This window comes from Streptomyces sp. BJ20, assembly GCF_022869105.1.
Lineage (GTDB): Bacteria > Actinomycetota > Actinomycetes > Streptomycetales > Streptomycetaceae > Streptomyces > Streptomyces griseoincarnatus.
Genome location: NZ_CP094918.1, coordinates 5,667,570 through 5,689,644, shown reverse-complemented (window position 1 = coordinate 5,689,644; position 22,075 = coordinate 5,667,570). Strand labels below are relative to the sequence as shown.

General features: G+C 72.6%; 19 protein-coding genes and 1 riboswitch. Of the genes, 15 read left to right on the top strand and 4 right to left on the bottom strand.

What is annotated here, in order from left to right; translation table 11 throughout:
- The first annotated feature begins 78 nt into the window (after positions 1-78).
- From MTR79_RS25720 to MTR79_RS25700, 5 genes are all read left to right on the top strand, one after another.
- A complete protein-coding gene (locus MTR79_RS25720) occupies positions 79-891 on the top strand; it encodes a c-type cytochrome (protein WP_086700587.1) in 813 nt (270 codons plus the stop codon).
- Positions 888-1,946, top strand: coding sequence for a Rieske 2Fe-2S domain-containing protein (locus MTR79_RS25715; protein ID WP_086700585.1), 1,059 nt, complete (start codon positions 888-890; stop codon positions 1,944-1,946). The genes MTR79_RS25720 and MTR79_RS25715 overlap by 4 nt, the downstream gene beginning before the upstream one ends.
- On the top strand, positions 1,943-3,580 hold the full coding sequence (locus MTR79_RS25710; RefSeq protein WP_086700583.1) for a cytochrome bc complex cytochrome b subunit: 1,638 nt from the start codon (positions 1,943-1,945) through the stop codon (positions 3,578-3,580). The genes MTR79_RS25715 and MTR79_RS25710 overlap by 4 nt, the downstream gene beginning before the upstream one ends.
- 150 nt (positions 3,581-3,730) lie before the next feature.
- A complete protein-coding gene (trpD, locus tag MTR79_RS25705) occupies positions 3,731-4,795 on the top strand; it encodes an anthranilate phosphoribosyltransferase (protein ID WP_122216957.1) in 1,065 nt (354 codons plus the stop codon).
- A gap of 73 nt (positions 4,796-4,868) precedes the next feature.
- A riboswitch (SAM riboswitch) is annotated at positions 4,869-4,985 on the top strand.
- 358 nt (positions 4,986-5,343) lie between these two features.
- Entirely contained in the window at positions 5,344-6,720 is a 1,377-nt protein-coding gene (locus MTR79_RS25700; RefSeq protein ID WP_244792050.1) for an aminotransferase class V-fold PLP-dependent enzyme, read from the top strand.
- Positions 6,721-6,854: 134 nt separating this feature from the next.
- Here MTR79_RS25700 and MTR79_RS25695 read toward each other — a convergent pair whose 3' ends face one another.
- On the bottom strand, positions 6,855-7,136 hold the full coding sequence (locus MTR79_RS25695; protein WP_006136621.1) for an Lrp/AsnC ligand binding domain-containing protein: 282 nt from the start codon (positions 7,134-7,136) through the stop codon (positions 6,855-6,857).
- Entirely contained in the window at positions 7,133-7,870 is a 738-nt protein-coding gene (locus tag MTR79_RS25690) for a rhomboid family intramembrane serine protease (RefSeq protein ID WP_086705001.1), read from the bottom strand. The genes MTR79_RS25695 and MTR79_RS25690 overlap by 4 nt, the downstream gene beginning before the upstream one ends.
- 155 nt (positions 7,871-8,025) lie before the next feature.
- Between MTR79_RS25690 and MTR79_RS25685 the strand changes: the two genes are divergently transcribed.
- From MTR79_RS25685 to MTR79_RS25665, 5 genes are all read left to right on the top strand, one after another.
- Positions 8,026-8,265, top strand: coding sequence for a hypothetical protein (locus MTR79_RS25685; protein ID WP_244792049.1), 240 nt, complete (start codon positions 8,026-8,028; stop codon positions 8,263-8,265).
- 67 nt (positions 8,266-8,332) lie between these two features.
- Positions 8,333-9,676 carry an NYN domain-containing protein gene (locus MTR79_RS25680; RefSeq protein WP_244792048.1) on the top strand — a complete coding sequence of 448 codons (1,344 nt, stop codon included), beginning with the start codon at positions 8,333-8,335 and terminating at the stop codon, positions 9,674-9,676.
- 231 nt (positions 9,677-9,907) lie between these two features.
- Entirely contained in the window at positions 9,908-10,948 is a 1,041-nt protein-coding gene (locus MTR79_RS25675; RefSeq protein WP_048456776.1) for a C40 family peptidase, read from the top strand.
- Positions 10,949-11,160: 212 nt separating this feature from the next.
- Entirely contained in the window at positions 11,161-12,174 is a 1,014-nt protein-coding gene (locus tag MTR79_RS25670; protein ID WP_244792047.1) for a C40 family peptidase, read from the top strand.
- A gap of 33 nt (positions 12,175-12,207) precedes the next feature.
- A complete protein-coding gene (locus MTR79_RS25665) occupies positions 12,208-13,404 on the top strand; it encodes a hypothetical protein (protein WP_244792046.1) in 1,197 nt (398 codons plus the stop codon).
- A 325-nt stretch (positions 13,405-13,729) separates the two neighbouring features.
- On the opposite strand, the gene MTR79_RS25660 is transcribed toward MTR79_RS25665, so the two are convergent.
- The gene (locus MTR79_RS25660; RefSeq protein ID WP_244792045.1) at positions 13,730-14,965 is read right to left on the bottom strand and encodes a glycosyltransferase family 87 protein; all 1,236 of its coding nucleotides are present in this window, start codon (positions 14,963-14,965) and stop codon (positions 13,730-13,732) included.
- Positions 14,966-15,086: 121 nt separating this feature from the next.
- Between MTR79_RS25660 and MTR79_RS25655 the strand changes: the two genes are divergently transcribed.
- Positions 15,087-16,229, top strand: a complete 1,143-nt coding sequence (locus MTR79_RS25655) for a glycosyltransferase family 4 protein (RefSeq protein WP_244792044.1) — start codon at positions 15,087-15,089, stop codon at positions 16,227-16,229.
- Positions 16,230-16,577: 348 nt separating this feature from the next.
- On the opposite strand, the gene MTR79_RS25650 is transcribed toward MTR79_RS25655, so the two are convergent.
- Entirely contained in the window at positions 16,578-18,374 is a 1,797-nt protein-coding gene (locus MTR79_RS25650; protein ID WP_244792043.1) for an AMP-dependent synthetase/ligase, read from the bottom strand.
- 296 nt (positions 18,375-18,670) lie between these two features.
- On the opposite strand from MTR79_RS25650, the gene MTR79_RS25645 reads away from it, so the two are divergent.
- The 4 genes from MTR79_RS25645 to MTR79_RS25630 all read left to right on the top strand — a co-directional run bounded on the left by MTR79_RS25645 (position 18,671) and on the right by MTR79_RS25630 (position 22,001).
- The gene (locus MTR79_RS25645; RefSeq protein WP_086704886.1) at positions 18,671-19,468 is read left to right on the top strand and encodes a metallophosphoesterase; all 798 of its coding nucleotides are present in this window, start codon (positions 18,671-18,673) and stop codon (positions 19,466-19,468) included.
- A 143-nt stretch (positions 19,469-19,611) separates the two neighbouring features.
- Complete coding sequence (locus MTR79_RS25640; RefSeq protein WP_086704882.1) at positions 19,612-20,067, top strand: SRPBCC family protein; 456 nt, start codon at positions 19,612-19,614, stop codon at positions 20,065-20,067.
- 55 nt (positions 20,068-20,122) lie between these two features.
- The gene (locus MTR79_RS25635) at positions 20,123-21,274 is read left to right on the top strand and encodes an ArsA-related P-loop ATPase (RefSeq protein ID WP_189366693.1); all 1,152 of its coding nucleotides are present in this window, start codon (positions 20,123-20,125) and stop codon (positions 21,272-21,274) included.
- Between the two features lie 265 nt (positions 21,275-21,539).
- Positions 21,540-22,001: a DUF5304 domain-containing protein gene (locus MTR79_RS25630; protein WP_244793298.1), complete on the top strand. Its 462-nt coding sequence runs from the start codon at positions 21,540-21,542 to the stop codon at positions 21,999-22,001.
- Positions 22,002-22,075 lie beyond the last annotated feature (74 nt).

The window sequence follows — 22,075 nt, the reverse complement described above, 5'->3', positions numbered from 1 at the left end:
GGCCCTCATCCGCGCGCGCTGACCACAGCGCACCCAACAGAAGCATCGACGCAGAAGATCCTGACACCGGGGTAATCCGTGAAAAAGCTCTCCGCACGACGACGCCATCCGCTGGCGGCGCTCGTCGTCCTACTCCTCGCGCTGGCATGCACCGGGGGGCTGTACGCCGTGTTCGCACCCGCGGACAAGGCGCAGGCCGACGAAACCGCCCAGTCCCTCACCATCGAGGAGGGCAAGAAGCTTTACACCGTCGGCTGCGCGAGCTGCCACGGCACCGGCGGTCAGGGCACGTCCGACGGCCCGAGCCTGGTGGGCGTGGGCGCCGCGGCGGTCGACTTCCAGGTGGGCACCGGCCGTATGCCGGCCGCCACCTCGCAGGCCGCGCAGATCCCGGACAAGCCGGCCGTCTACAACCAGGCCCAGATCGACCAGCTGGCGGCGTACATCGCCTCGCTGGGCGCCGGCCCGGCCATCCCGACCGAGGAGCAGTACGGCCCCGAGGGCGCCGACGCTGCCAAGGGCGGCGAGCTGTTCCGCAACAACTGCGCGCAGTGCCACAACTTCACCGGCAAGGGCGGTGCGCTCACGCACGGCAAGTACGCCCCGAGCCTGGAGGGCGTCACGCCCAAGCACATCTACGAGGCCATGCTCACCGGCCCGCAGAACATGCCCTCCTTCCCCGACACCACCCTGTCGGAGCAGAACAAGAAGGACGTCATCGCGTACCTGAACGCGGTCAACGGCGAGGAGACCGAGAGCCCCGGCGGCCTGTCGCTGGGCGGGCTCGGCCCCGTCTCCGAGGGTCTGTTCGCCTGGGTCTTCGGACTCGGCGCGCTGATCGCGGTCGCCGTCTGGGTCGCCGCTCGGACCGCAAAGGCCAAGAAGTCATGAGTAGCCAAGACATTCCCGAAGAGAACCTGCCCGCAGCGCAGGACACCAGCCACGGCGCGGTGAAGCCCGCGGACGAGCAGAACCCGTTCGCCGACCCGGGCCTCCCGCCCCACGAGCCGCGGGTGCAGGACATCGACGAGCGGGCCGCCAAGCGGTCCGAGCGCACGGTCGCCCTGCTGTTCACGGTGTCGATGCTGGCCACCGTCGGCTTCATCGCCTCGTACGTGACCATCCCGGTCGACAAGTCGGTCTACATCTGGCCGATCGGTCACATCAGCGCGCTGAACTTCGCGCTGGGCATGACGCTCGGCCTCGCCCTGTTCTGCATCGGCGCCGGCGCGGTCCACTGGGCCCGCACGCTGATGTCGGACCACGAGCTGGCCGACGAGCGTCACCCGATCGAGGCCGCTCCCGACGTCCGCGCGAAGGTCATGGACGACTTCCGCCAGGGCGCCAAGGAGTCGGTGCTCGGCCGCCGGAAGCTGATCCGCAACACCATGTTCGGCGCGCTGGCCCTGTTCCCGCTCTCCGGCGTGGTCCTGCTGCGCGACCTCGGCCCGCTGCCCGGCACGAAGCTGCGCCACACGCTGTGGTCCAGGGGCAAGCTGCTCGTCAACATGAACACCAACGAGCCGCTGCGTCCGTCGGACCTGATCGTGGGTTCGCTGACCTTCGCCAAGCCCGAGGGCCTGGAGGAGCACGACCACGGTTTCCAGACCGAGATCGCCAAGGCCGCCCTGATGCTCGTCCGTATCAAGCCGGACGACATCAAGGACAAGCGCGCGCTCGAGTGGTCGCACGAGGGCATCCTGGCGTACTCGAAGATCTGCACCCACGTCGGTTGCCCGATCTCCCTGTACGAGCAGCAGACGCACCACGCGCTCTGCCCCTGTCACCAGTCCACCTTCGACCTCTCCGACGGCGCCAAGGTGATCTTCGGTCCCGCCGGTCACCCGCTGCCGCAGCTGCGCATCGGCGTGAACGACGAGGGTTACCTCGAAGCGCTCGGCGACTTCGACGAGCCCGTCGGCCCTGCCTTCTGGGAGCGCGGATGAGTACTACGACGACACCCGAGTCCCGCGCACGCGGGAAGGCGCCGGCCGGCGAACGCGTCGCCGACTGGGCCGACGGCCGGCTGGGGATCTACTCCCTGGCCAAGGCCAACATGCGCAAGATCTTCCCCGACCACTGGTCGTTCATGCTGGGTGAGATCTGCCTGTACAGCTTCATCATCATCATCCTCACGGGTGTGTACCTGACGCTGTTCTTCCACCCGTCGATGAACGAGGTGGAGTACCACGGCAGCTACGTCCCGCTGCAGGGCCAGCTGATGAGTGAGGCCTACAAGTCGACGCTGGACATCAGCTTCGACGTCCGTGGCGGTCTGCTCATCCGGCAGATCCACCACTGGGCCGCGCTGATCTTCGTGGCCGGCATGTTCGTGCACATGATGCGCGTGTTCTTCACCGGCGCGTTCCGCAAGCCGCGTGAGATCAACTGGCTGTTCGGCTTCCTGCTGCTCGTCCTGGGCATGTTCACCGGTTTCACCGGCTACTCGCTCCCGGACGACCTGCTCTCCGGCACCGGTATCCGCTTCATGGAGGGCGCGATCCTGTCCGTGCCGATCGTCGGCACGTACCTCTCGTTCTTCCTCTTCGGCGGCGAGTTCCCCGGCGACGACTTCGTGGCCCGGTTCTTCTCGATCCACGTCCTGCTGCTGCCGGGCATCATGCTCGGCCTCGTGGTGGCGCACCTGATCCTGGTCTTCTACCACAAGCACACGCAGTTCCCGGGTCCCGGAAAGACCAACAAGAACGTGGTCGGCATGCCGCTGCTGCCGGTGTACATGGCCAAGGCCGGAGGCTTCTTCTTCCTGGTCTTCGGTGTGCTCGCGGCCGTCGCCGCGATCGCCACGGTCAACCCGATCTGGTCCATCGGCCCCTACCGGCCCGACATGGTCTCCACCGGCGCCCAGCCCGACTGGTACATGGGCTTCTCCGAGGGTCTGATCCGTGTCATGCCGGGCTGGGAGATCAACTTCTGGGGTCACACGCTCGTCCTGGGCGTGTTCATCCCGCTGATGATCTTCCCGCTGGTCCTGGCCGCCATCGCCGTGTACCCGTTCATCGAGTCCTGGGTCACCGGCGACAAGCGCGAGCACCACATCCTGGACCGCCCGCGCAACGCCCCGACGCGCACCGCGTTCGGTGTCGCCTGGATGACGCTGTACTTCGTGCTCCTCGTCGGCGGCGGCAACGACATCTGGGCAACGCACTTCCACCTGTCGATCAACGCCATCACCTGGTTCGTCCGGATCGCGTTCTTCGTCGCCCCGGTCGTGGCGTTCATCGTCACCAAGCGGATCTGCCTCGGCCTCCAGCGCCGGGACAAGGAGAAGGTGCTGCACGGCCGCGAGTCGGGCATCATCAAGCGCCTGCCGCACGGTGAGTTCATCGAGGTCCACGAGCCGCTCAGCCAGGAGCAGCTGTACACCCTCACCGCGCACGAGCAGCCCAAGCCGCTCGAGCTCGGCCCGGAGGTCGACGAGAACGGCGTCCGGCGCAAGGTGAAGGCCAGCGAGAAGCTGCGCGCGAAGCTCAGCAAGGGCTTCTACGGCGAGGAGTCGCAGATTCCGAAGCCGACCGTCGAGGAGTACAAGGAGATCACGAGCGGCCACGGCCACCACTGATCCCGGAGTTTCTCCACACGTCGCCACACGACAGCGAAGGGCCCCCGTCCGTTCTGCGGACGGGGGCCCTTCGCCGTGCCCGCGGCTGGATAGGGTGGGTGCGGGACCCGTCCGGTCCCCGAGGACCCGCTACGACCGTCAGGAGCGACCATGAGCGCTGTGACCCCCGCTGGAGGCGACACCGCGGCGGGCCGCTCCTGGCCCGCCCTGTTGAACTCCCTCCTCGACGGCCGGGACCTGACCGCCGACGAGGCCGCCTGGGCGATGGACCTGATCATGCGGGGCGAGGCGACCGACGCGCAGATCGCCGGGTTCGCGGTGTCCCTGCGGGCCAAGGGCGAGACCGTCGACGAGATCACCGGCTGCGTGCGGGCGCTCTACGACCACGCCAACGTGATCGAGGTACCCGGCGCCACCGTCGACATCGTCGGCACCGGCGGCGACGGCGCCAAGACGGTGAACATCTCCACCATGTCCTCGATCGTCGTCGCCGGCACCGGCGCGAAGGTCGTCAAGCACGGCAACCGCGCCGCGTCCTCCGCCTCCGGCGCCTCCGACGTGCTGGAGAAGCTGGGCGTCAACCTCGAACTGACCCCGCGCCGGGTCGCCGAGGTCGCCGAGGAGGCCGGCATCACCTTCTGCTTCGCGGTGAAGTTCCACCCGGCGCTGCGCCATGTGGCCGCCGCCCGCGGCCAGCTCGGCGTCCGCACCGTGTTCAACTTCCTCGGCCCGCTCGCCAACCCGGCGAAGGTCGAGGCGCAGGCCGTCGGCGTCGCCGACGCCCGGATGGCGCCCATCATGGCCGGGGTGTTCGCCGGGCGCGGCAACTCCACCCTGGTGTTCCGCGGCGACGACGGCCTCGACGAGCTGACCACCACCGGCACCTCCAGGGTGTGGGTGGTCCGCGACGGCAAGGTCACCGAGGAGACCTTCGACCCGCGCGACGTCGGCATCGAGCTGGTCCCGGTGGAGGCGCTGCGCGGCGCCGACGCCTCCTACAACGCCGAGGTCGCCCGACGGCTGCTGGACGGCGAGCGCGGCCCCGTGCGGGACGCGGTCCTGCTGAACTCCGCGGCGGCGCTGGTGGCCCTGGAGCCCGGCAGCGGCACGCTCACCGAGCAGATCCGCGCCGGGATGGAGAAGGCCGCCGAGTCCATCGACTCCGGCGCCGCCAGGCGCGTCCTGGAACGCTGGGTCGCCGTCACCAACGCGTAGATCCTTCGTACGGCCGTCCCGCCATCCGATACGGGTTGCGGGACGGCCGTCGCCTCACGTACGTTCCCTCTCAGGTCATGAGTGACAGCCATCAGGCCCCGGCCGGCTGTCCGGCAACCCTCCGTCCGTGGCGGGGTGCCCCGGGTGAAGACCAGGCCGTGAGCAGCAGGGCTCACGGCAAGCGCGGACCCCTCGCACACCAGGGGTCCTGGTCGTCGAGGAGTCTTCTGTGAGCAAGCGAATGCGCTAGGGCCTTTCGTTCGGATCAGGCCGGTTGTGAGGCGCGGTGCGTCTTCGGCCGACCCGAGCGGGGTCCGGTGCGTGCAGCTGCAAGGCGGAGGAGGGCGTCAACGCGGAGCGTTGGCAACCGACGACAACGCCGCAGATGCGCGTGCCAGGGCCCGCGACGCCAGGGTGATCCGAACGGAAGGCCCTGAGGGCGTCGAGCCCCGCCTCCGCACACCCTTGTCACTTCCTTCTCCGCGCTGGAGCGACGCGTCGCGCCGTCCGCTCGCGCGAAGATCCGCCCTGCCCTTGGGAGTTCCGTCATGCCTGCTGCCGCCACCGCCACCGCCGTCGCCGCCGAGCCCTCCGTCTGCGCCCCGCTGCCCGTCCTCGGCCGGGACGTCGCCGTCCCCCTCGTCACCGGCGGCGAGGTCACCTACGCCGCCCTCGACCAAGCCGCCAGCGCCCCTGCCCTCCAGCGTGTCTGGGACGACGTGGCCGCCTACGCCCCCTACTACGGCAGCGTCCACCGCGGCGCCGGCTACCTCTCGCAGCTCTCCACCGACCTGTTCGAGAACGCCCGCCGTACCGTGGCCGAGTTCCTCGACTGCCGGGACGGGGACGAGGTGGTGTTCACCCGGTCCACCACCGACTCCCTCAACCTGCTCGCCGCCGCCCTGCCCGACGGCTGCGAGGTCTTCGTCTTCGAGACGGAGCACCACGCGGCGCTGCTGCCCTGGCGGCGGGCGGGCCGGGTGACCTTCCTCGACGCCCCCGACAGCCCCGCGCAGGCCGTCGCGGCCCTGGAGCGCGCCCTCGCCGACCGCGACCCCTACGGCCCCGCCCTGGTCTGCGTCACCGGCGCCTCCAACGTCACCGGCGAGCTGTGGCCGGTCCGCGAACTCGCCGCCGCCGCACACGCGCACGGCGCCCGGATCGTGCTGGACGCCGCCCAGCTCGCCCCGCACCGCGCGGTGTCCGTGCGCGAGCTGGACGTCGACTGGGTCGCCTTCTCCGGGCACAAGCTGTACGCGCCCTTCGGCTCCGGGGTGTTGGCCGGGCGTGCCGACTGGCTGCGCGAGGCCGAGCCGTACCTCGCCGGCGGCGGCGCCAGCCGCACGGTCGTCCGGCGCGCGGACGGGGGCGTGGACGTGCGGTGGCACGAGACCGCCGCCCGCCACGAGGCCGGCTCGCCCAACGTCATCGGCGCCTACGCCGTCGCCTCCGCCTGCAAGGCGCTCACCGAGGCGGGGTTCGAGGCGCTGGCCGCGCGGGAGGACGCGCTGGTGCGCGCGGTGCGGGAGGGGCTGGCGGACGTGCCTGAGGTGCGCTTCCTGTCCCTGTTCGGCGACGACGCGCCCCGGGTCGGGGTGCTGTCCTTCGTGGTCGACGGCTGGAACAGCTCCCATTTCGCGGCGGCGCTGTCCGCGGAGTACGGCATCGGGGTGCGGGACGGTCTGTTCTGCGCGCACCCGCTGGTGCGGAGGCTGCTGGGCGGCGACACGGGCGGTGCGGGGGAGTGCGGGGCGCCGGAGCCGGGGGCGCTGAACGCGATCCGGGTCAGCTTCGGGGCCGGGACGCCGGAGGAGCATGTCGCGCGGTTCGTGCGGGCGGTGCGGGAGCTCGTGCGGGACGGGGCGCGGTGGACGTACCGGACGGTGGACGGGCGGTGCGTGCCCGGCGCGTCGGGGCGCGCGTGAGCGGTCCTCGCCCCCGCCGCCCCTTCCCGTCCCTGGGGGCTGCGCCCCCAGACCCCCTCGTCCTCAAGCGCCGGACGGGCTGGAATCAGCCCCTCCGCGCTTGAGGAGCGGGTACGGGGCGCAGCCCCGGCAGGTCAGCTGTCCAGCCCGATGGCGAAGGCAGCCTCGAGATCGTGCTGGGAGTACGTCCGGAACGCCACATGCGTGTCCGTGCCCTCCACCCCCGGGATCTTGCTGATCCTGCCGGGGATCACCTCGGCGAGGTCCTCGTGCTCCCGCACCCGCACCATGGCGATCAGGTCGTACGTGCCGGTGACGGAGAAGACCTCGCTGACGCTGTCCAGCGCGGCGATCTGTTCCGCGATCTCGGGGATCCGGTCCACGCTGGTCTTGATGAGGACGATCGCGGTGATCACGGCTGGTTCTCTCCCTCGGGGGCCGGAGCAGGGGCGGACTTCACTGTAGTCGCCCCGCCGCGCCACACCCACGCGCAGCCGAAGCCCAGCGCGAAGCCCAGCAGGTGCGCCAGATAGGCCACCCCGGGGCCACCCTCCGGCGTCCGCCCGGCCGCCGCCCACTGCAGCGCCGCCCAGAACGGCAGCACCGCCCACGCGGGCAGCCGTACCGGCAGGAAGAAGGCGAACGGCAGGAGACTGGTGACCCGCCCGCGGGGGAACAGGAAGAGGAACGCTCCGAGCAGCGCCGAGATCGCCCCCGAGGCCCCGACCAGGGACCGCTCGGAGCCGGCGTTGGCGGCCGCGTACCCCAGCAGGGCGAGGTAGCCGCAGCCGGCGTAGCAGAGGGCGAACCGCATCCGGCCCATCCGTGCCTCGGTCAGCGGCCCGAACACGTGGAGGAACAGCATGTTGCCCAGCAGATGCACCCAGCTGCCGTGCACGAAGAGCGCCGTGGCGGGCGTGAGCACGGCCGCGGGGGACCCGTCGAACAGGTCTGCGGGGATCACGCCCCAGCGGCGGAAGTAGTCCCGCTGCGCGGCGAGCAGCTCCTCCCCGGAGCCGTGCGCCGGATGCAGCCCCGAGGCCGGCCCGATCAGGAAGACCAGGCAGCACAGCACGATCAGGGTGCGGGTGACCGGGGCTGGCGTGGTCCTCAGCGCCCCGGCGGCCGCCGCGGTCCAGTTGCGGATCATGGGTACAGAGCATGACGTAACCGGACGCAACCGTGCGGATCGCCTCGCCGCCGTGGACGGGCGGGCGGCGCGGGCCCGGCAGGCCGTAGGGTAACGAGCCACACGCACCGGCCGCCCGGTGCGTCAAGGACACTGGAGAAAGGCGAACAGCCACGATGACGGTTCCCCTGCCGACCGACTCGACGCGGTGGCGCTGCACCCTCTGCGGCAACCTCACCCGCTTCGACGTCACCCGCTCGTCGAAGGTCGTCGAGTACGTGCACCTCGATCTGGCCGGAGAGCCCAAGGTCGAGGAGAGCGAGGTGCTCGACGAGACGATCGAGTCGGTGCGGTGCCGCTGGTGCAACGCCGTGGACCAGGTGGAACTCGTGGACAGGCCGGGCGCCGGCTCCTGACACGGAGCCGGCCCCGCTGACGGCGGTCCCGCGGACGGGGCCGCACACAGGCATTGGGGTGTGACGGATGGTGGAGACCGCGGGCGGGGGGCCGCAGGACGGCGCCGCCGAGGTGCTCGACCGTCCGCTGCCCGACGGGGTGCGCCGCAAGGTCGTCCAGATCGTCGCGGACGGCTTCGGCGGACTCACCGTCGCCGAGCTGCCCGCACAGCTGAGGCAGTACGCCCGGTTCGCCCCGAACCGCCGCGCCAAGTTCGCCGGGAACGCGATGGCGGCGGCGCTGGAGACCGATCCGCTGTTCCGGCAGCGGATCGGGGAGAAGCTCAGAGAGTCGCAGCCGGAACTGACCGGCGCCCTCGACTCCGGCTCCCCGCCCCCGGCCGCGGACCCGCTCGATGTGGCGGCCGCGGCCTACGTGCTCCGCCCGCCGGGCTGGGTCAAGCTGGTCGCCGCCGCCGGAGAGGAGGCGCAGCGCGCCGACGCCGAGCGCGCCGACGAGCAGACCCGCGCCGAGCTGGAGCGGCTGCGCGCCGAACTGGACCGCGCCCGCGAGCACACCCGCTCCGAGACCGAGCGGCTGCGCGCCGAGCTGGACGCGGCGAAGAAGGAGACCGACTCCCTGCACCGCAAGCTGCGGTCCGCCCTCGCCGACGTCAAGCGCGGCGAGGCCGCCCTGCGCAAGCTGCGCGGGGAGATGGAGGCGGTGCGCGCCGAGGGCCAGGCCCAGGTGTCAGCCGCCGAGAGCGAGACCCGGCGCCTCAAGGCCCGGCTCGGGGAGACCGAGGCCGCCCTGGAGGCCGCCCGCCGCGCCGCCCGCGAGGGACGCAGCGTCGAGGACATGCGCGTACGGCTGCTGCTCGACACCGTGCTGGACGCCGCCCAGGGGCTGCGGCGCGAACTGGCGCTGCCTCCCGTGTCCGTGCGGCCCGCGGAGACCGTGGACGCCGTGGAGCCGGGCCGGATGACCCCCAAGGACATCGCCGCCCGCGCGCTCTCCGAGGACGACCCGGCCGTCCTCGACCAGCTCCTCGCCCTGCCGCAGGCGCATCTGGTCGTCGACGGCTACAACGTCACCAAGACCGGCTATCCGCAGATGCCGCTGGAGAAGCAGCGGCTGCGGCTGCTCGGCCAGCTCGCGCAGCTCGCCGCGCAGACCGGTGCCGAGGTCACCTGCGTCTTCGACGGCGCCGAACTGGCCGCGCCGGTGCTGCTGGCGCCGCCGCGCGGGGTGCGGGTGCTGTTCTCCAAGCCGGGCGTCACGGCCGACGAGCTCATCCGGCAGCTCGTGCGCGCGGAGCCGCCGGGGCGGCCGGTCATCGTCGTCTCCACCGACCGCGAGGTCGCCGACGGGGTCGCACGCGCCGGCGCACGCCCCGTGGCGTCAGCCGTGCTCCTCAAAAGGCTTTCTTAGTATCTGATGCATTTCCGTCCCTCGTGCAACGTACAGGGGCAATGCCCCAATTGACGGAACCGCTACACAACGTAGCGTCAGGACGGCGTCACTGCAGGTGAGTTGTCTCGGAATAAACGCGCTGTAGCGGAGATTTTGTGCCCAGGGATTTGAACTGATCACAAGAGAATCACTAGGGTCTGCCTTCGAACCCTCGCTCGCGCGATCACTCTCGAGAAGGAGCTCGTCTCCGTGGCGTCCCACCGTCGTCCCAAGCAGCCGAGCCGCGCACGCGTGACCGTGCTCACCACCGCCGCCGCCGCTGCCGTCGTCATGAGCTCGCAGGCCGCCAACGCGGCCCCCAGCGAGAAGCCGAGCAAGGACGAGGTCAAGGCCAAGGTCGACAAGCTCTACGAGCAGGCGGAGCAGGCCACCGAGAAGTACAACGGGGCCAAGGAGAAGCAGGAGAAGCTCCAGAAGGAGATCTCCACCATCCAGGACAACGTCGCCAAGGGTCAGCAGGAGCTCAACGACCTGCGCGACGGCCTCGGTTCGATGGCCAGCGCCCAGTACCGCAGCGGCGGCATCGACCCCTCCGTCCAGCTCTTCCTCTCCGCCGACCCGGACGACTACCTCGACAAGGCGTCCACCCTGGACCAGTTGAGCGCCCAGCAGGTCGACTCGCTGAAGAAGATCCAGGAGAAGCAGCGCGAACTGGCCCAGCAGCGCGCCGAGGCCGCCGAGAAGCTCAAGGACCTCTCCTCCACCCGGGCCGAACTGGGCAAGAAGAAGAAGGAAGTCCAGGGGAAGCTCGCTTCCGCGCAGAAGCTGCTCAACAGCCTCACCGCCGCCGAGAAGGCGCAGCTCGCCGAGGAGCAGAACCGCGCCACCCGCGCCAGCGAGCGCGATGCCCTCTCGGTCAACGTCCCGGCCGGCTCCGGCCGCGCCGCCGCCGCCTTCGCCGCCGCGCAGAGCAAGCTCGGCACCCCCTACGTCTACGGCGCCACCGGCCCGTCCTCCTTCGACTGCTCGGGCCTGACCTCCTGGGCGTACGCGCAGGCCGGCGTCGGCATCCCGCGCACCTCCGAGGCCCAGACCGGCGCCGGCACCAAGATCTACTCGGTGGACCAGCTCAAGGTCGGCGACCTGGTGTTCTTCTTCAACGACCTGCACCACGTGGGCCTCTACGCGGGCAACGGCCAGATCATCCACGCCCCCCGCACCGGCACCGTCGTGCGCTACGAGTCGATGAACACCATCGGCGGCCCCTTCATGTTCGGCGTCCGCGTCTGACCCGACCGGCGCCCGACCGGCCGGACACCGCCCCGGGTGCCCCCGTTCGGGGGATTCCCGTCGGCCCCGCACCACCTCCACGCCCCGCCGCGACCCAGGTCAACGGCGGGGCGTCACCGTGCGTGCCGCCCTGGCCGTGGTTCCGCGGGCGGCCCCGACGGCTACTGTCTGCCGCGTTTCCCTGTCCGCCAGCGGAAGGAGCGCGACTTCCCGTGGGGTCCCATCGCCGTACCGCACCGTCCTCAGGGTCCGAGCGGAGCACCGCCCTCGCCCTGGGCCTGCTCTCCGCGGCCGCCACCGCCCTCGGCGCGGTACCCGCGACGGCCGCGCCCCAGGAGGACTCCCGGGCCGAGGTCGACCGCCTCTACCGCGAGGCCGAGAAGGCCACCGAGGCCTACAACGCGGCCGACGAGCGCGCCGACGCCCTGCGCCGGGAGATCGCCGACGCCCAGGACGCCATCGCCCGCAAACAGCAGCGGGTCAACACCATGCGGGAGACGCTGGGTTCGCTCGCCGGCTCCCAGTACCGCTCCGGCGGCCTCGATCCCGCCCTCTCCCTGCTGCTCTCCGAGGACCCGGAGGACTACCTCCGGAAGGCCTCCGTCCTCGACCGGCTCGGCGTCCACCAGACCGCCGAACTGAGGAAGCTCCGCGGCACCCTGCGCTCGCTGTCCCAGGACCGCGCCGAGGCCGGGAAACGGCTCGGCGCCCTCGAACGCAGCCGGAAGGCCGCCGCCACGCACAAACGCACCGTGGAGCACAAGCTCGCCGAGGCCCGCCGGCTGCTGGGCTCCCTCCCGGCCGGCGAACGTGCCGCCTGGGACCGCGCCTCCCGCTCCGGCCGCACCGACCTGCTCGGCCCCGGCGGCGCCCCCGCCTCCGGACGCGCGGCCGCCGCCGTCGCCGCCGCCCGCTCCGCCCTCGGCAAGCCCTACGTGTGGGGCGCCAACGGCCCCTCCGGCTTCGACTGCTCCGGGCTCACCCAGTGGGCGTACGCGCAGGCCGGGGTCGCGCTGCCGCGCACCTCGCAGGCCCAGCGGTACGCCGGCCGGCAGGTCCAGCTGTCCGAGGCCCGCCCCGGCGACCTGGTCCTCTACCGCTCCGACGCCTCCCACGTGGGGATGTACATGGGCAACGGCCAGGTGATCCACGCCCCCTACCCCGGCGCACCCGTGCGCTACGACCCGGTCGGCATGATGCCGGTCTCCTCGGTCACCAGGGTCTGACTCCCGCGGGCCCGCGCCCGTACCCTCGGGAAGGTGGCCGGTCGAACGCGGGTGTCCCTCCAGGCGGCGGTGGCGGCGTTGTGCCTGCTGCTCGCCGCCCTGGTGGGATGCGGCGGCGGCCCCGCCGTGGACGCCGCCCGAGCCGAGGTGCAGTCCCTGCTCGACCGGCGCGCCGAGGCCGTCCTCGACCGCGACGCCGCCGCCTACGCCCGCACCGGCACCCGCGACGGCTTCGACAACCTGCGCGCGGTGCCGCTCGCGGACTGGTCCTACCGACTCACCGCCCTGGACCGCACCGGCGACCGGGCCACCGCCGCCGCCGACCTCAGCTACCGCGTCGACGGCCACGACCGTTCCCCGGTCGTCACCGCCCGCACCCTGAGCCTCAGCCAGGACCGTGAGGGCCGCTGGTCGGTGGAGTCCGACCGCCCCGCCGAGAAGTCCGGCCAGCAGCTCTGGGACCAGGGCCGCGCACAGGTCGTACGCGGCGAGCGCAGCCTGGTGCTGGGCGTCGGCCAGTCCGAGGAGACCCTGCGCGACTACGCAGAGCTCGCCGACCGCGCCGTGCCGGCAGTCTCCGACGCGTGGGGTCCCCGGTGGGCCCGCAGTGTCGTCGTCCTCGTCCCGGAAACCCTGGAGGGCATGGCGGGCCTCCTGGGCTCACCCCCGTCCTCCTACCGGGGCATCGCGGCCGTCACCACCGGGGCGGCCGGAGGCGGTCCGCGGGCGCCCGCGGACCGGGTGATCGTCAACCCGGACGCGTTCGGGCTGCTCGGCGACTCCGGACGGCAGGTCGTCCTCACCCACGAGACCGCGCACGTCGCCACCCGCGCCCACACCTCCGCCGCGACGCCGCTGTGGCTGTCCGAGGGGTACGCCGACTGGGCCGGCTACCGCGGCGCGGGCAGCACCCCCGCCGAGGCCGCGCCGGAGCTCGCGCACGCCGTCGGGCGGGGCGAGGTGCCCGACGCGCTCCCCGAGGACGAGGACTTCGGTTTCACCGGCGACGCGGACGGGCTGGCGCGGGCGTACGAGGGCAGCTGGCTGGCGTGCCGGATGATCGCTGAGCGGTGGGGGGAGGAGCGGCTGGGGGCGTTCTACCGCGCCGTGGGCGCGCACCCGGACCGCGAGGGCGCGGTCGAGGACGCGATGGGGCGTGTGCTGGGGGTGACGCCGGAGGAGTTCACACTGCAGTGGCGGGACTACGTGCGGGGGGTTCTGGCGGAGTGAGGGGTGCCCTCGGGACGGCCGCGCAGTTCCCCGCGCCCCCTTGTGGGGCCTTTTCCGTCCGTGGCGCACGTGCCGCGCTGTGGGGGCTGGTCGCGCGGTTCCCCGCGCCCCTGAGGGGCGCTTCCGCGCCCGCCTCGGCTGCGGGCAGTCGTGCCGCTCGGGGCGATGGGGGAGGGTGGGCGCAGCGGCACCTCTGCGGCGTCGGGTGCGGGTCGTCGGTGGCTGGTCGCGCGGTTCCCCGCGCCCCTTGGGGACGCTTGGGTTCGTCGCGCACGTGCCTTGCCGCGGGGGCTGAGCGCCCAGTTCCCCGCGCCCCTTCGGGGCGTTACGACGGCACTGTCGTTCGTTTGGCCCACGACGGGCCCGCGGCTGAGGGAATCTCCCGCCGGGCCGGCACCGTCGCCCGCCACAGGGCGCGTGCTGCCAGGAGTGACGCCGCCACCAGGAGGCCGTTGCGGATCGTCAGCAGGGTGATGCCCAGCGCGTCGCTCGCCACCACGTGGCCGAACCACACGGGGAACTCCAGCATCGTCACCGGGCACGCCGCCAGCACCAGGGCCGCCGGGCGGCCCATGCGGCTCTCCCGGAAGCACAGGCACACCGCGGCGGTTCCCACCAGCCACACCATGTACTGAGGGCTGATCACCCGGCTCGTGACCGTGAACAGCAGCACCGCCGTGAACGCCGCGTCCGCCGCCGTGTGCGGCGCGAACCGGGTCGCCAGCAGCCGCCACAGCACCAGCCAGGCGAGCGCGGCCCCGGTCAGGAACAGCGCCCCGGTGGACACCCAGCTCACGTACGGACCGAGGAACTCCACCGAGCCGTAGTTCAGCAGCACCTCGCCGTCCCAGCCGTGGTGCCGGGCCACGTGGAACACCAGCGACCCCAGCGACTCCACCTCAGTGCCCCGGTCCCGCTGGAAGCCCAGGAACGCGAACGCGCCCGGCATCAGCACCGCGAACAGCCCGGCCACCGCCACACCCGTCACCGCCGCCGACACCCACGCGACGCGCCTGCGGACCGCGAGCAGCAGCAGCGCCGGCCACACCTTCAGCAGCGCCCCGAAGGCCATCAGCGCGCCCGCCAGCCGGGGATGCCGGCCGGCCGCCAGCAGCGCGGCCACCGCGACCGCGGTCACCATCACGTCGTAGCGGGCGTACACCGTCGGACCGAGCAGCGGCACGGCCGCCACCCACAGCCACGCCCCGCGCCGGGAGCGGCCCGTGCCGCGCGCCCCGCGCAGCAACAGCGCCAGCGCCGCCGTGTCGGCCACCAGCGCCAGCACGAAGAAGGCCGTGGCGTACTCCAGGAACGGCAGCACGGCGGGGGAGAGGACCGCCAGGGCCGCGGCGGGCGGGTACTGCCAGGTCACGTCGTCCTGCGGAAACGTTCCGGTGACCAGGACGTCGTACCAGCCCCGGTAGATCACCGACACGTCGCTGGTGACGTCCGGGCCCGGGAAGACCACCACCTTCAGCACGCACAGCAGCAGCGCCGCGCGCGTCACGCCCCAGATCCCCAGCAGCCCTGCCAAGGACCCCCGTGCGGCCGTCGGTTCCACGTGATTCCTGCCCGTCCGGTGTGCGGTCGATGAGGAGCCATGATGTCCCGGAAGCCGGTGCACATGCCACCGAGCAGCGCCGTGGCGGACGCACGACAACCGTTCGGTAGGGTCGGCGGCGATGCACAAGACCCTGATCGTCACCAACGACTTCCCGCCCCGTCCCGGCGGCATCCAGGCCTTCCTGCACAACATGGCGCTGCGCCTGGACCCGGAGCGCGTCGTCGTCCACGCGTCCACCTGGAAGCGCACCCGGGAGGGTGTCGAGGCGACCGCGGCCTTCGACGCCGAGCAGCCCTTCACCGTCGTCCGCGACCGTACGACGATGCTGCTGCCCACCCCGGCCGCCACCCGGCGGGCCGTGGGGCTGCTGCGCGAGCACGGCTGCACCTCGGTGTGGTTCGGGGCGGCGGCGCCGCTCGGCCTGATGGCGCCGGCGCTGCGACGGGCGGGCGCCGAGCGGATCGTCGCCACCACCCACGGTCACGAGGCCGGCTGGGCCCAGCTGCCCGCCGCACGGCAGCTGCTGCGCCGTATCGGGGAGTCCACGGACACGATCACCTACCTGGGCGAGTACACCCGCTCCCGGATCGCCCGCGCCCTCACCCCGGAGGCCGCCGCCCGCATGGTGCAGCTGCCGCCCGGGGTCGACGAGAAGACCTTCCACCCCGGCTCGGGCGGGGACGAGGTGCGCGCCCGGCTGGGGCTCACGGACCGCCCGGTGGTCGTGTGCGTCTCGCGTCTCGTGCCGCGCAAGGGCCAGGACACGTTGATCCGGGCGATGCCCGCGGTCCTCGCCGCCGAGCCGGAGGCCGTCCTGCTGATCGTCGGCGGCGGCCCCTACGAGAAGGACCTGCGCCGCCTCGCCGCCGACACCGGTGTCGCCGCCTCCGTCCGCTTCACCGGCTCCGTCCCCTGGTCCGAGCTGCCCGCCCACTACGGCGCCGGCGACGTCTTCGCGATGCCCTGCCGGACCCGGCGCGGCGGCCTGGACGTGGAGGGCCTCGGCATCGTCTACCTGGAAGCGTCCGCGACCGGCCTCCCGGTCGTCGCCGGCGACTCCGGCGGCGCCCCGGACGCCGTCCTCGACGGCGAGACGGGCTGGGTCGTCCGAGGCGACTCGCCCGCCGGGACCGCGGAACGCCTCATCGCCCTCCTGGCCGACGAGGAACTGCGCCGCGGCATGGGCCGCAGAGGCCGGGAATGGGTCGAGGAGAAATGGCGCTGGGACCTCCTCGCGGACAAGCTGAAGACCCTGCTCTGACGCGGGGAACTGCGCGACAAGCCCTCATGGCGCGCCACTTGCGCGACGGGCGGAAACCACCCCTCAGGGGCGCGTGGAACTGCGCGAACAACCCCGCCCGGCGCGGCACCCTTCGGGGGCGCGGGGAACTGCGCGAACAAGCCCCCACGGCGCGGCACTTGCCCCACAGGCGGGTATCACCCCTCAGGGGCGCGGGGAACTGCGCGAACAACCCCGCACGGCGCGGCACTTGCCCCACGGGGGGATATCACCCCTCAGGGGCGCGGGGAACTGCGCGAACAACCCCCACGCACCCGCACAACGCCAACGGCAAGCACAGCCACCCCAGTTGGCGCTACTCCACACCCATCACTTCGCGTAGATCGCCTCGATCTCGTGCGCGTAATCCTTCGCCACAACATTCCGCTTCAGCTTCAGTGAAGGCGTCAAATGCCCCGACTCCTCCGTGAACTGCGCCGGAAGGACCCGGAACTTCCGCACCGACTCCGCCTTCGACACCGCCGCGTTCCCGTCGTCCACCGCGTCCTGGACCGCCGCCAGCAGATCCGGGTCCTCGCACAGCGACGCCGCCGTCGACCCCTCCGGCTTGCCGTGCTCGGCGCACCAGCGGCCCAGGAACTCCTCGTCGATGGTGATGAGCGCGCCCACGAACGGCCGCCCGTCGCCGACCACCATGCACTCCGCGACCAACGCGTGCGCCCGGATGCGGTCCTCGATGACCGCCGGGGCGACGTTCTTGCCGCCGGCCGTCACCAGGATCTCCTTCTTCCGGCCGGTGATCCGCAGGTAGCCGTCCTCGTCCAGGGTGCCGATGTCCCCGGTGTGGAACCAGCCGTCGGCCAGCGCCTCGGCGGTCGCCCCAGGGTTGTTCCAGTACTCCTTGAACAGGTGCTCGCCGTGCAGCAGCACCTCGCCGTCGTCCGCTATGCGCACCACCGAGCCGGGCAGCGGCTGGCCGACCGTGCCGATCTTCTGGCGGTCCCACGGGTTGAAGGCGGTGGCCGCGCAGGACTCGGTCAGGCCGTAGCCCTCCAGCACGCTGAAGCCGATGCCGCGGAAGAAGTGGCCGAGGCGCTCGCCGAGCGGGGCGCCGCCGGAGATGGCGTACTCACCGCGTCCGCCCAGCACGGCGCGGAGCTTGCTGTAGACCAGCTTGTCGAAGACCTTGTGCTTGACCTTCAGGCCGAACGACGGGCCCGACGGGGAGTCCAGCGCCTGGCTGTAGGCGATCGCGGCGTCGGCGGCCCTGTCGAAGATCTTGCCCTTGCCGTCCGCCTGCGCCTTGGCACGCGCCGAGTTGTAGACCTTCTCGAAGACCCGCGGCACACCGAGGACCAGCGTCGGGCGGAAGGAGGCCAGCTCGTCGGTGAGGTTCTTGATGTCCGGGACGCAGCCCAGCTTGATCGGCGCCACCATCGGCGCGATCTGCACCATCCGCCCGAAGACGTGGGCGAGCGGCAGGAACAGCAGCACCGAGCACTCACCGGTGCGGAACAGCGGACGCAGCCGCTCCACGATGTTGCCGCACTCGGCGAAGAAGTTGCGGTGGGTGAGCACACAGCCCTTGGGGCGTCCGGTGGTGCCCGAGGTGTACACGATGGTCGCCGGGTCGTCGGCCTTGGCGACCGAGGAACGCTCCTCGACCGTCTCGTCGCCGACGTCCGCGCCGAGGCGGCCCAGCTCCTCCAGCCCGCCGCCCTCGATCTGCCACACGTTCTTCAGCCCGGGCAGCCGGTCGCGCACGGACTCCACGGTCGCCGCGTGCGAGTCGAGCTCCACCAGGCAGGCGGTGGCACCGGAGTCGCCGAGGATCCACGCGACCTGCTCCGCCGAACTGGTCTCGTACACCGGCACGGTGATCGCGCCGGCGCTCCAGATCGCGAAGTCGAGCAGCGTCCACTCGTAACGGGTGCGGGACATCAGGCCGACCCGGTCGCCGGGCTGCACGCCCGCCGCGATCAGGCCCTTGGCGGCGGCCCGCACCTCCGCGAGGAAGGTGGTGGCCGTCACGTCCTGCCACGTGCCGGCGACCTTGCGGGCCATGACGGCGACGTCAGGGTGCTGCGCGGCGTTTCGGCGGACGATGTCGGTCATGTTGCCGTCCGCAGGGACCTCGTACAGGGCCGGAAGGCTGAACTCGCGCAAGACTGCTGCTCCTCTTAGGGCGCCGGCGCCACGACGTTGTGCGATGCGACGGTGCGGTCCAAGGCTCGGGCGGGTGCTCGCGAATTCACTGGTTGAAATCCCGAGCACGACTGGACTGCCCGGACGTTACCCGCCGGTATGGCTGTCACGACAGGGGGACCCTGCCAGATGTTCGCTGCGTCACACAGCTTGGTGTTTCATTGCGCACAGTAGTCCACGGCGCAACCGGCGAGCCAGTAACCGCAGGTAGGACCGCCATTGTTCACGTATGCCCCACACGATTAGGCTTGATCGCCATGGCATCCTCACCCGGCGGCGGGCGCAGCACCCGCGTCCACGTGGTCAGCGACGTACACGGCAACGCGGCCGACCTCGCCCGTGCCAAGGAGGGCGCCGACGCCCTGGTCTGCCTCGGTGACCTGGTGCTGTTCCTCGACTACGCCGACCACTCGCGCGGCATCTTCCCCGACCTGTTCGGCACGGAGAACGCCCACCGCATCGTGGAGCTGCGCACCGCCCGCCGCTTCGAGGAGGCGCGCGACTTCCAGCGCGGACTGTGGGCCGGCATCGACGTCGACCGGGCGACGGCGATCGAGACGGCGGTGCGCAAACAGTACGCGGAGCTGTTCGCCGCCTTCCCCACTCCTACGTACGCCACCTACGGCAACGTCGACGTGCCGCCCCTGTGGCGGGAGTACGCCGGGCCCGGCACCACCGTGCTCGACGGGCAGCGGGTGGAGATCGGCGGCTGGACCTTCGGTTTCGTCGGCGGCGGCCTGCGCACCCCGATGCGCACGCCGTACGAGATCGACGACGAGGAGTACGCGGCGAAGATCGAGGCCGTCGGCGAGGTCGACGTGCTGTGCACGCACATCCCGCCGGAGGTCCCCGAGCTGGTCTACGACACCGTCGCCCGCCGCTTCGAGCGCGGCAGCACGGCGCTGCTGGAGGCGATACGCCGTACCCGTCCCCGCTACTCGCTGTTCGGTCACGTCCACCAGCCGCTGGTGCGGCGGATGCGGATCGGCGCCACCGAGTGCGTCAACGTGGGGCACTTCGCGAGCACCGGCCGGCCCTGGGCACTGGAGTTCTGAGACGCCCCTCGGCGCCGACGCCCCCAGGTCGGGTGATCTCGGTACGGGCGGTGCGCGGTAGCCTTCCGCTGCACGCGCGTGCGCCGTCCGGCCCACGCACGGCGAGGACGACCTACCGGCCCGCATCTGGAGGAGCCACGGCGATGGCGGAACACACCAGCTCGAGCATCACCATCGAGGCGGCACCGGCCGACGTGATGGGGGTGATCGCCGACTTCGCCCGCTATCCCGAGTGGACGGGAGAGGTGAAGGAGGCGGAGGTCCTCGAAACCGACGCCGAGGGCCGCGCCGAGCAGGTGCGCCTGGTCATGGACGCCGGCGCGATCAAGGACGACCAGACCCTGGCGTACACCTGGAGCGGCCCGCACGAGGTCTCCTGGACCCTGGTGAAGTCCCAGATGCTCCGCTCCCTCGACGGCTCCTACGTCCTCGCCCCCGCCGGCGCGGACACCACCGAGGTGACCTACCGCCTGACCGTCGACGTCAAGATCCCGATGCTCGGCATGATCAAGCGCAAGGCGGAGAAGGTCATCATCGACCGCGCCCTGGCGGGCCTGAAGAAGCGCGTGGAGTCCGGAATCAGCCCCTCCGGCGCTTGAGGAGCGGGGTCCGGGTCGGAGGCCCGTGCGTGGCCGAACGGTAGCGTGCACCTCCATGCGCACCCTCCTGATCACCGGCCCCGGCGGCAGCGGCCGCACCACTGTCGCGGCCGCCACCGCGTTCGCCGCCGCCCGTGAGGGCACCCGCACGCTGCTGCTGGGGGCCGGTCCGGGGGACGCCCTGGGGCCGGTGCTGGGGGACGCGGACCTTCCCGGGCTCACCGTGCGGCGGGTCGACGCGGACGCGGGGTTCCGGGCCGACCTCGCCGCGTTGCAGGAGCGCGCGGGCGGTGCGCTGGACCTGCTCGGCGCCTCCCGCCTGGTGCCCGAGGAGACCGGCCCCCTCCCCGGCGCCGAGGAACTCGCCGTGCTGCGCGCCCTGCGGGACGCCGCCGCCTCCGAGGACGCCTACGACCTCCTCGTCGTCGATCTGCCCGCCGCCCCCCGCGCGCTCGCCCTCCTCGCCCTGCCCGAGGAGCTCCGCCGCGTCCTGCGCCGCCTGCTGCCCCCCGAGCGGCAGGCCGCCCGCGCCCTGCGCCCGGTGCTCGGGCGGCTCGCGGGCGTCCCGATGCCCGCGGAGTGGATCTACGAGACGGCCGCCCGCCTCGACCTCCAGCTCGCCGCCGTCCAGGCCCTCCTCGCCGACCGCGGCACCGCCGTACGCCTGGTCGCCGAACCGGGGCCCGCCGGCGCCGACGCCCTGCGCACCGCCGCCCTCGGCGTCGCCCTGCGCGGGCTGCGCCTGGACGCGGTCGTCGCCAACCGCGTCCTGCCGGAGAGCGAGGCGGCCGGATGGCTCGCCGGGCCCGTCGCCCAGCAGCGCAAGACGCTGGACGAATGGCGCGAGGAGCACACCGTGCACCCCGTGGCCCACCTCGGCCGCGACCCCCGCGGCGCCGACGACCTCGCCGCCCTCGCGGCGCCCGTGGCCCCCGCGGTCACCGGCCCGGTCCGCTGGCCGGTCACCGACCGGATCGCCGAGGACGGCGTCCTGGTCTGGCACCTCCCCCTGCCCGGCGCCCGCCGCGACTCCCTCGACCTCGTCCGCCGCGGCGACGAACTGACCGTCACCGCCGGACCGTTCCGCCGCGTCGTCCCGCTGCCCTCCGCGCTGCGCCGCTGCACCGTCGACGGCGCCGCCCTCCGCGAGGGCGAGCTGCGCATCCGCTTCCGGCCCGATCCGGAGCTCTGGCCGCGCACCCGGTGAAGCCGCGACGGCCGTTCGGGTACCGTCGAGGGGGCCACCCGCAGTCAAGGAGTCCGTCATGAGCGAACAGCTCCCCCCGCCCGACGACACCGGGAACGAGGCCGGCGACGAGACCTACGGCAAGCGGGCCGACGACGCCCGGGCCGACCGCGCCGAGGCGCCCGCCGAGGCCCCCTCCGAGGTCCACGACGACGCCTGGGCCACCGCGGCCTCCGAGGTCCGCGCCGACGCACCCTCCGGAGCCCGCGCCGACGCGCCCTCCGATGTGCCCGCCGAGGCCCCCTCCGAGGTCCACGACGACGCCTGGGCCACCGCCGCCGCCGAGGACCTGGAAGCCGAGCGGGCCCGCCGCCGCGCGCGCCACGGCACGCCTCCCGGTTCCGCCGCCGAGGAGTTCAAGAAGCTCGTCGACGCGGTCGCCGACAAACTCTCCGACCTCCAGTCACCGCTGCTCGGCGCGGTCGCGGGACCCGCCGCCCAGCAGGTGGTCCGCCAGGTCGTGCAGCAGGCGAAGGCCGCCGTCGAACCCGTCATCGAACGCAACCCGGACGTCTTCGACCACCTCGCCGCCGCCGGCAGCGAACTCCTCGCCGCCTACCGCTCCGCCGTGCAGGACCAGGAGCGCCGCTGGACGGCGCGCGACACCCCGCCCCGCGCCCGCGAAGAGCGCCGCGACCCCGGCGACGACCCCGGCACCGGCCCCGGCGAGCCCATCGACCTGGACTGAGCCCGGCCCGGACCCCTCGGTGGTTCCGGGCCGCCCGGCCTGCGGACACAGGGACGGCGCGCCCGTCACCTCGG

Bases quoted from the DNA above. Each gene is read 5' to 3' on its own strand.
- MTR79_RS25715 (WP_086700585.1), top strand. From the start codon at position 888: ATGAGTAGCCAAGACATTCCCGAAGAGAACCTGCCCGCAGCGCAGGAC.
- MTR79_RS25710 (WP_086700583.1), top strand. From the start codon at position 1,943: ATGAGTACTACGACGACACCCGAGTCCCGCGCACGCGGGAAGGCGCCG.
- trpD (WP_122216957.1), top strand. From the start codon at position 3,731: ATGAGCGCTGTGACCCCCGCTGGAGGCGACACCGCGGCGGGCCGCTCC.
- MTR79_RS25700 (WP_244792050.1), top strand. From the start codon at position 5,344: ATGCCTGCTGCCGCCACCGCCACCGCCGTCGCCGCCGAGCCCTCCGTC.
- MTR79_RS25690 (WP_086705001.1), bottom strand. From the start codon at position 7,870: ATGATCCGCAACTGGACCGCGGCGGCCGCCGGGGCGCTGAGGACCACG.
- MTR79_RS25685 (WP_244792049.1), top strand. From the start codon at position 8,026: ATGACGGTTCCCCTGCCGACCGACTCGACGCGGTGGCGCTGCACCCTC.
- MTR79_RS25680 (WP_244792048.1), top strand. From the start codon at position 8,333: ATGGTGGAGACCGCGGGCGGGGGGCCGCAGGACGGCGCCGCCGAGGTG.
- MTR79_RS25655 (WP_244792044.1), top strand. From the start codon at position 15,087: ATGCACAAGACCCTGATCGTCACCAACGACTTCCCGCCCCGTCCCGGC.
- MTR79_RS25645 (WP_086704886.1), top strand. From the start codon at position 18,671: ATGGCATCCTCACCCGGCGGCGGGCGCAGCACCCGCGTCCACGTGGTC.
- MTR79_RS25640 (WP_086704882.1), top strand. From the start codon at position 19,612: ATGGCGGAACACACCAGCTCGAGCATCACCATCGAGGCGGCACCGGCC.
- MTR79_RS25635 (WP_189366693.1), top strand. From the start codon at position 20,123: ATGCGCACCCTCCTGATCACCGGCCCCGGCGGCAGCGGCCGCACCACT.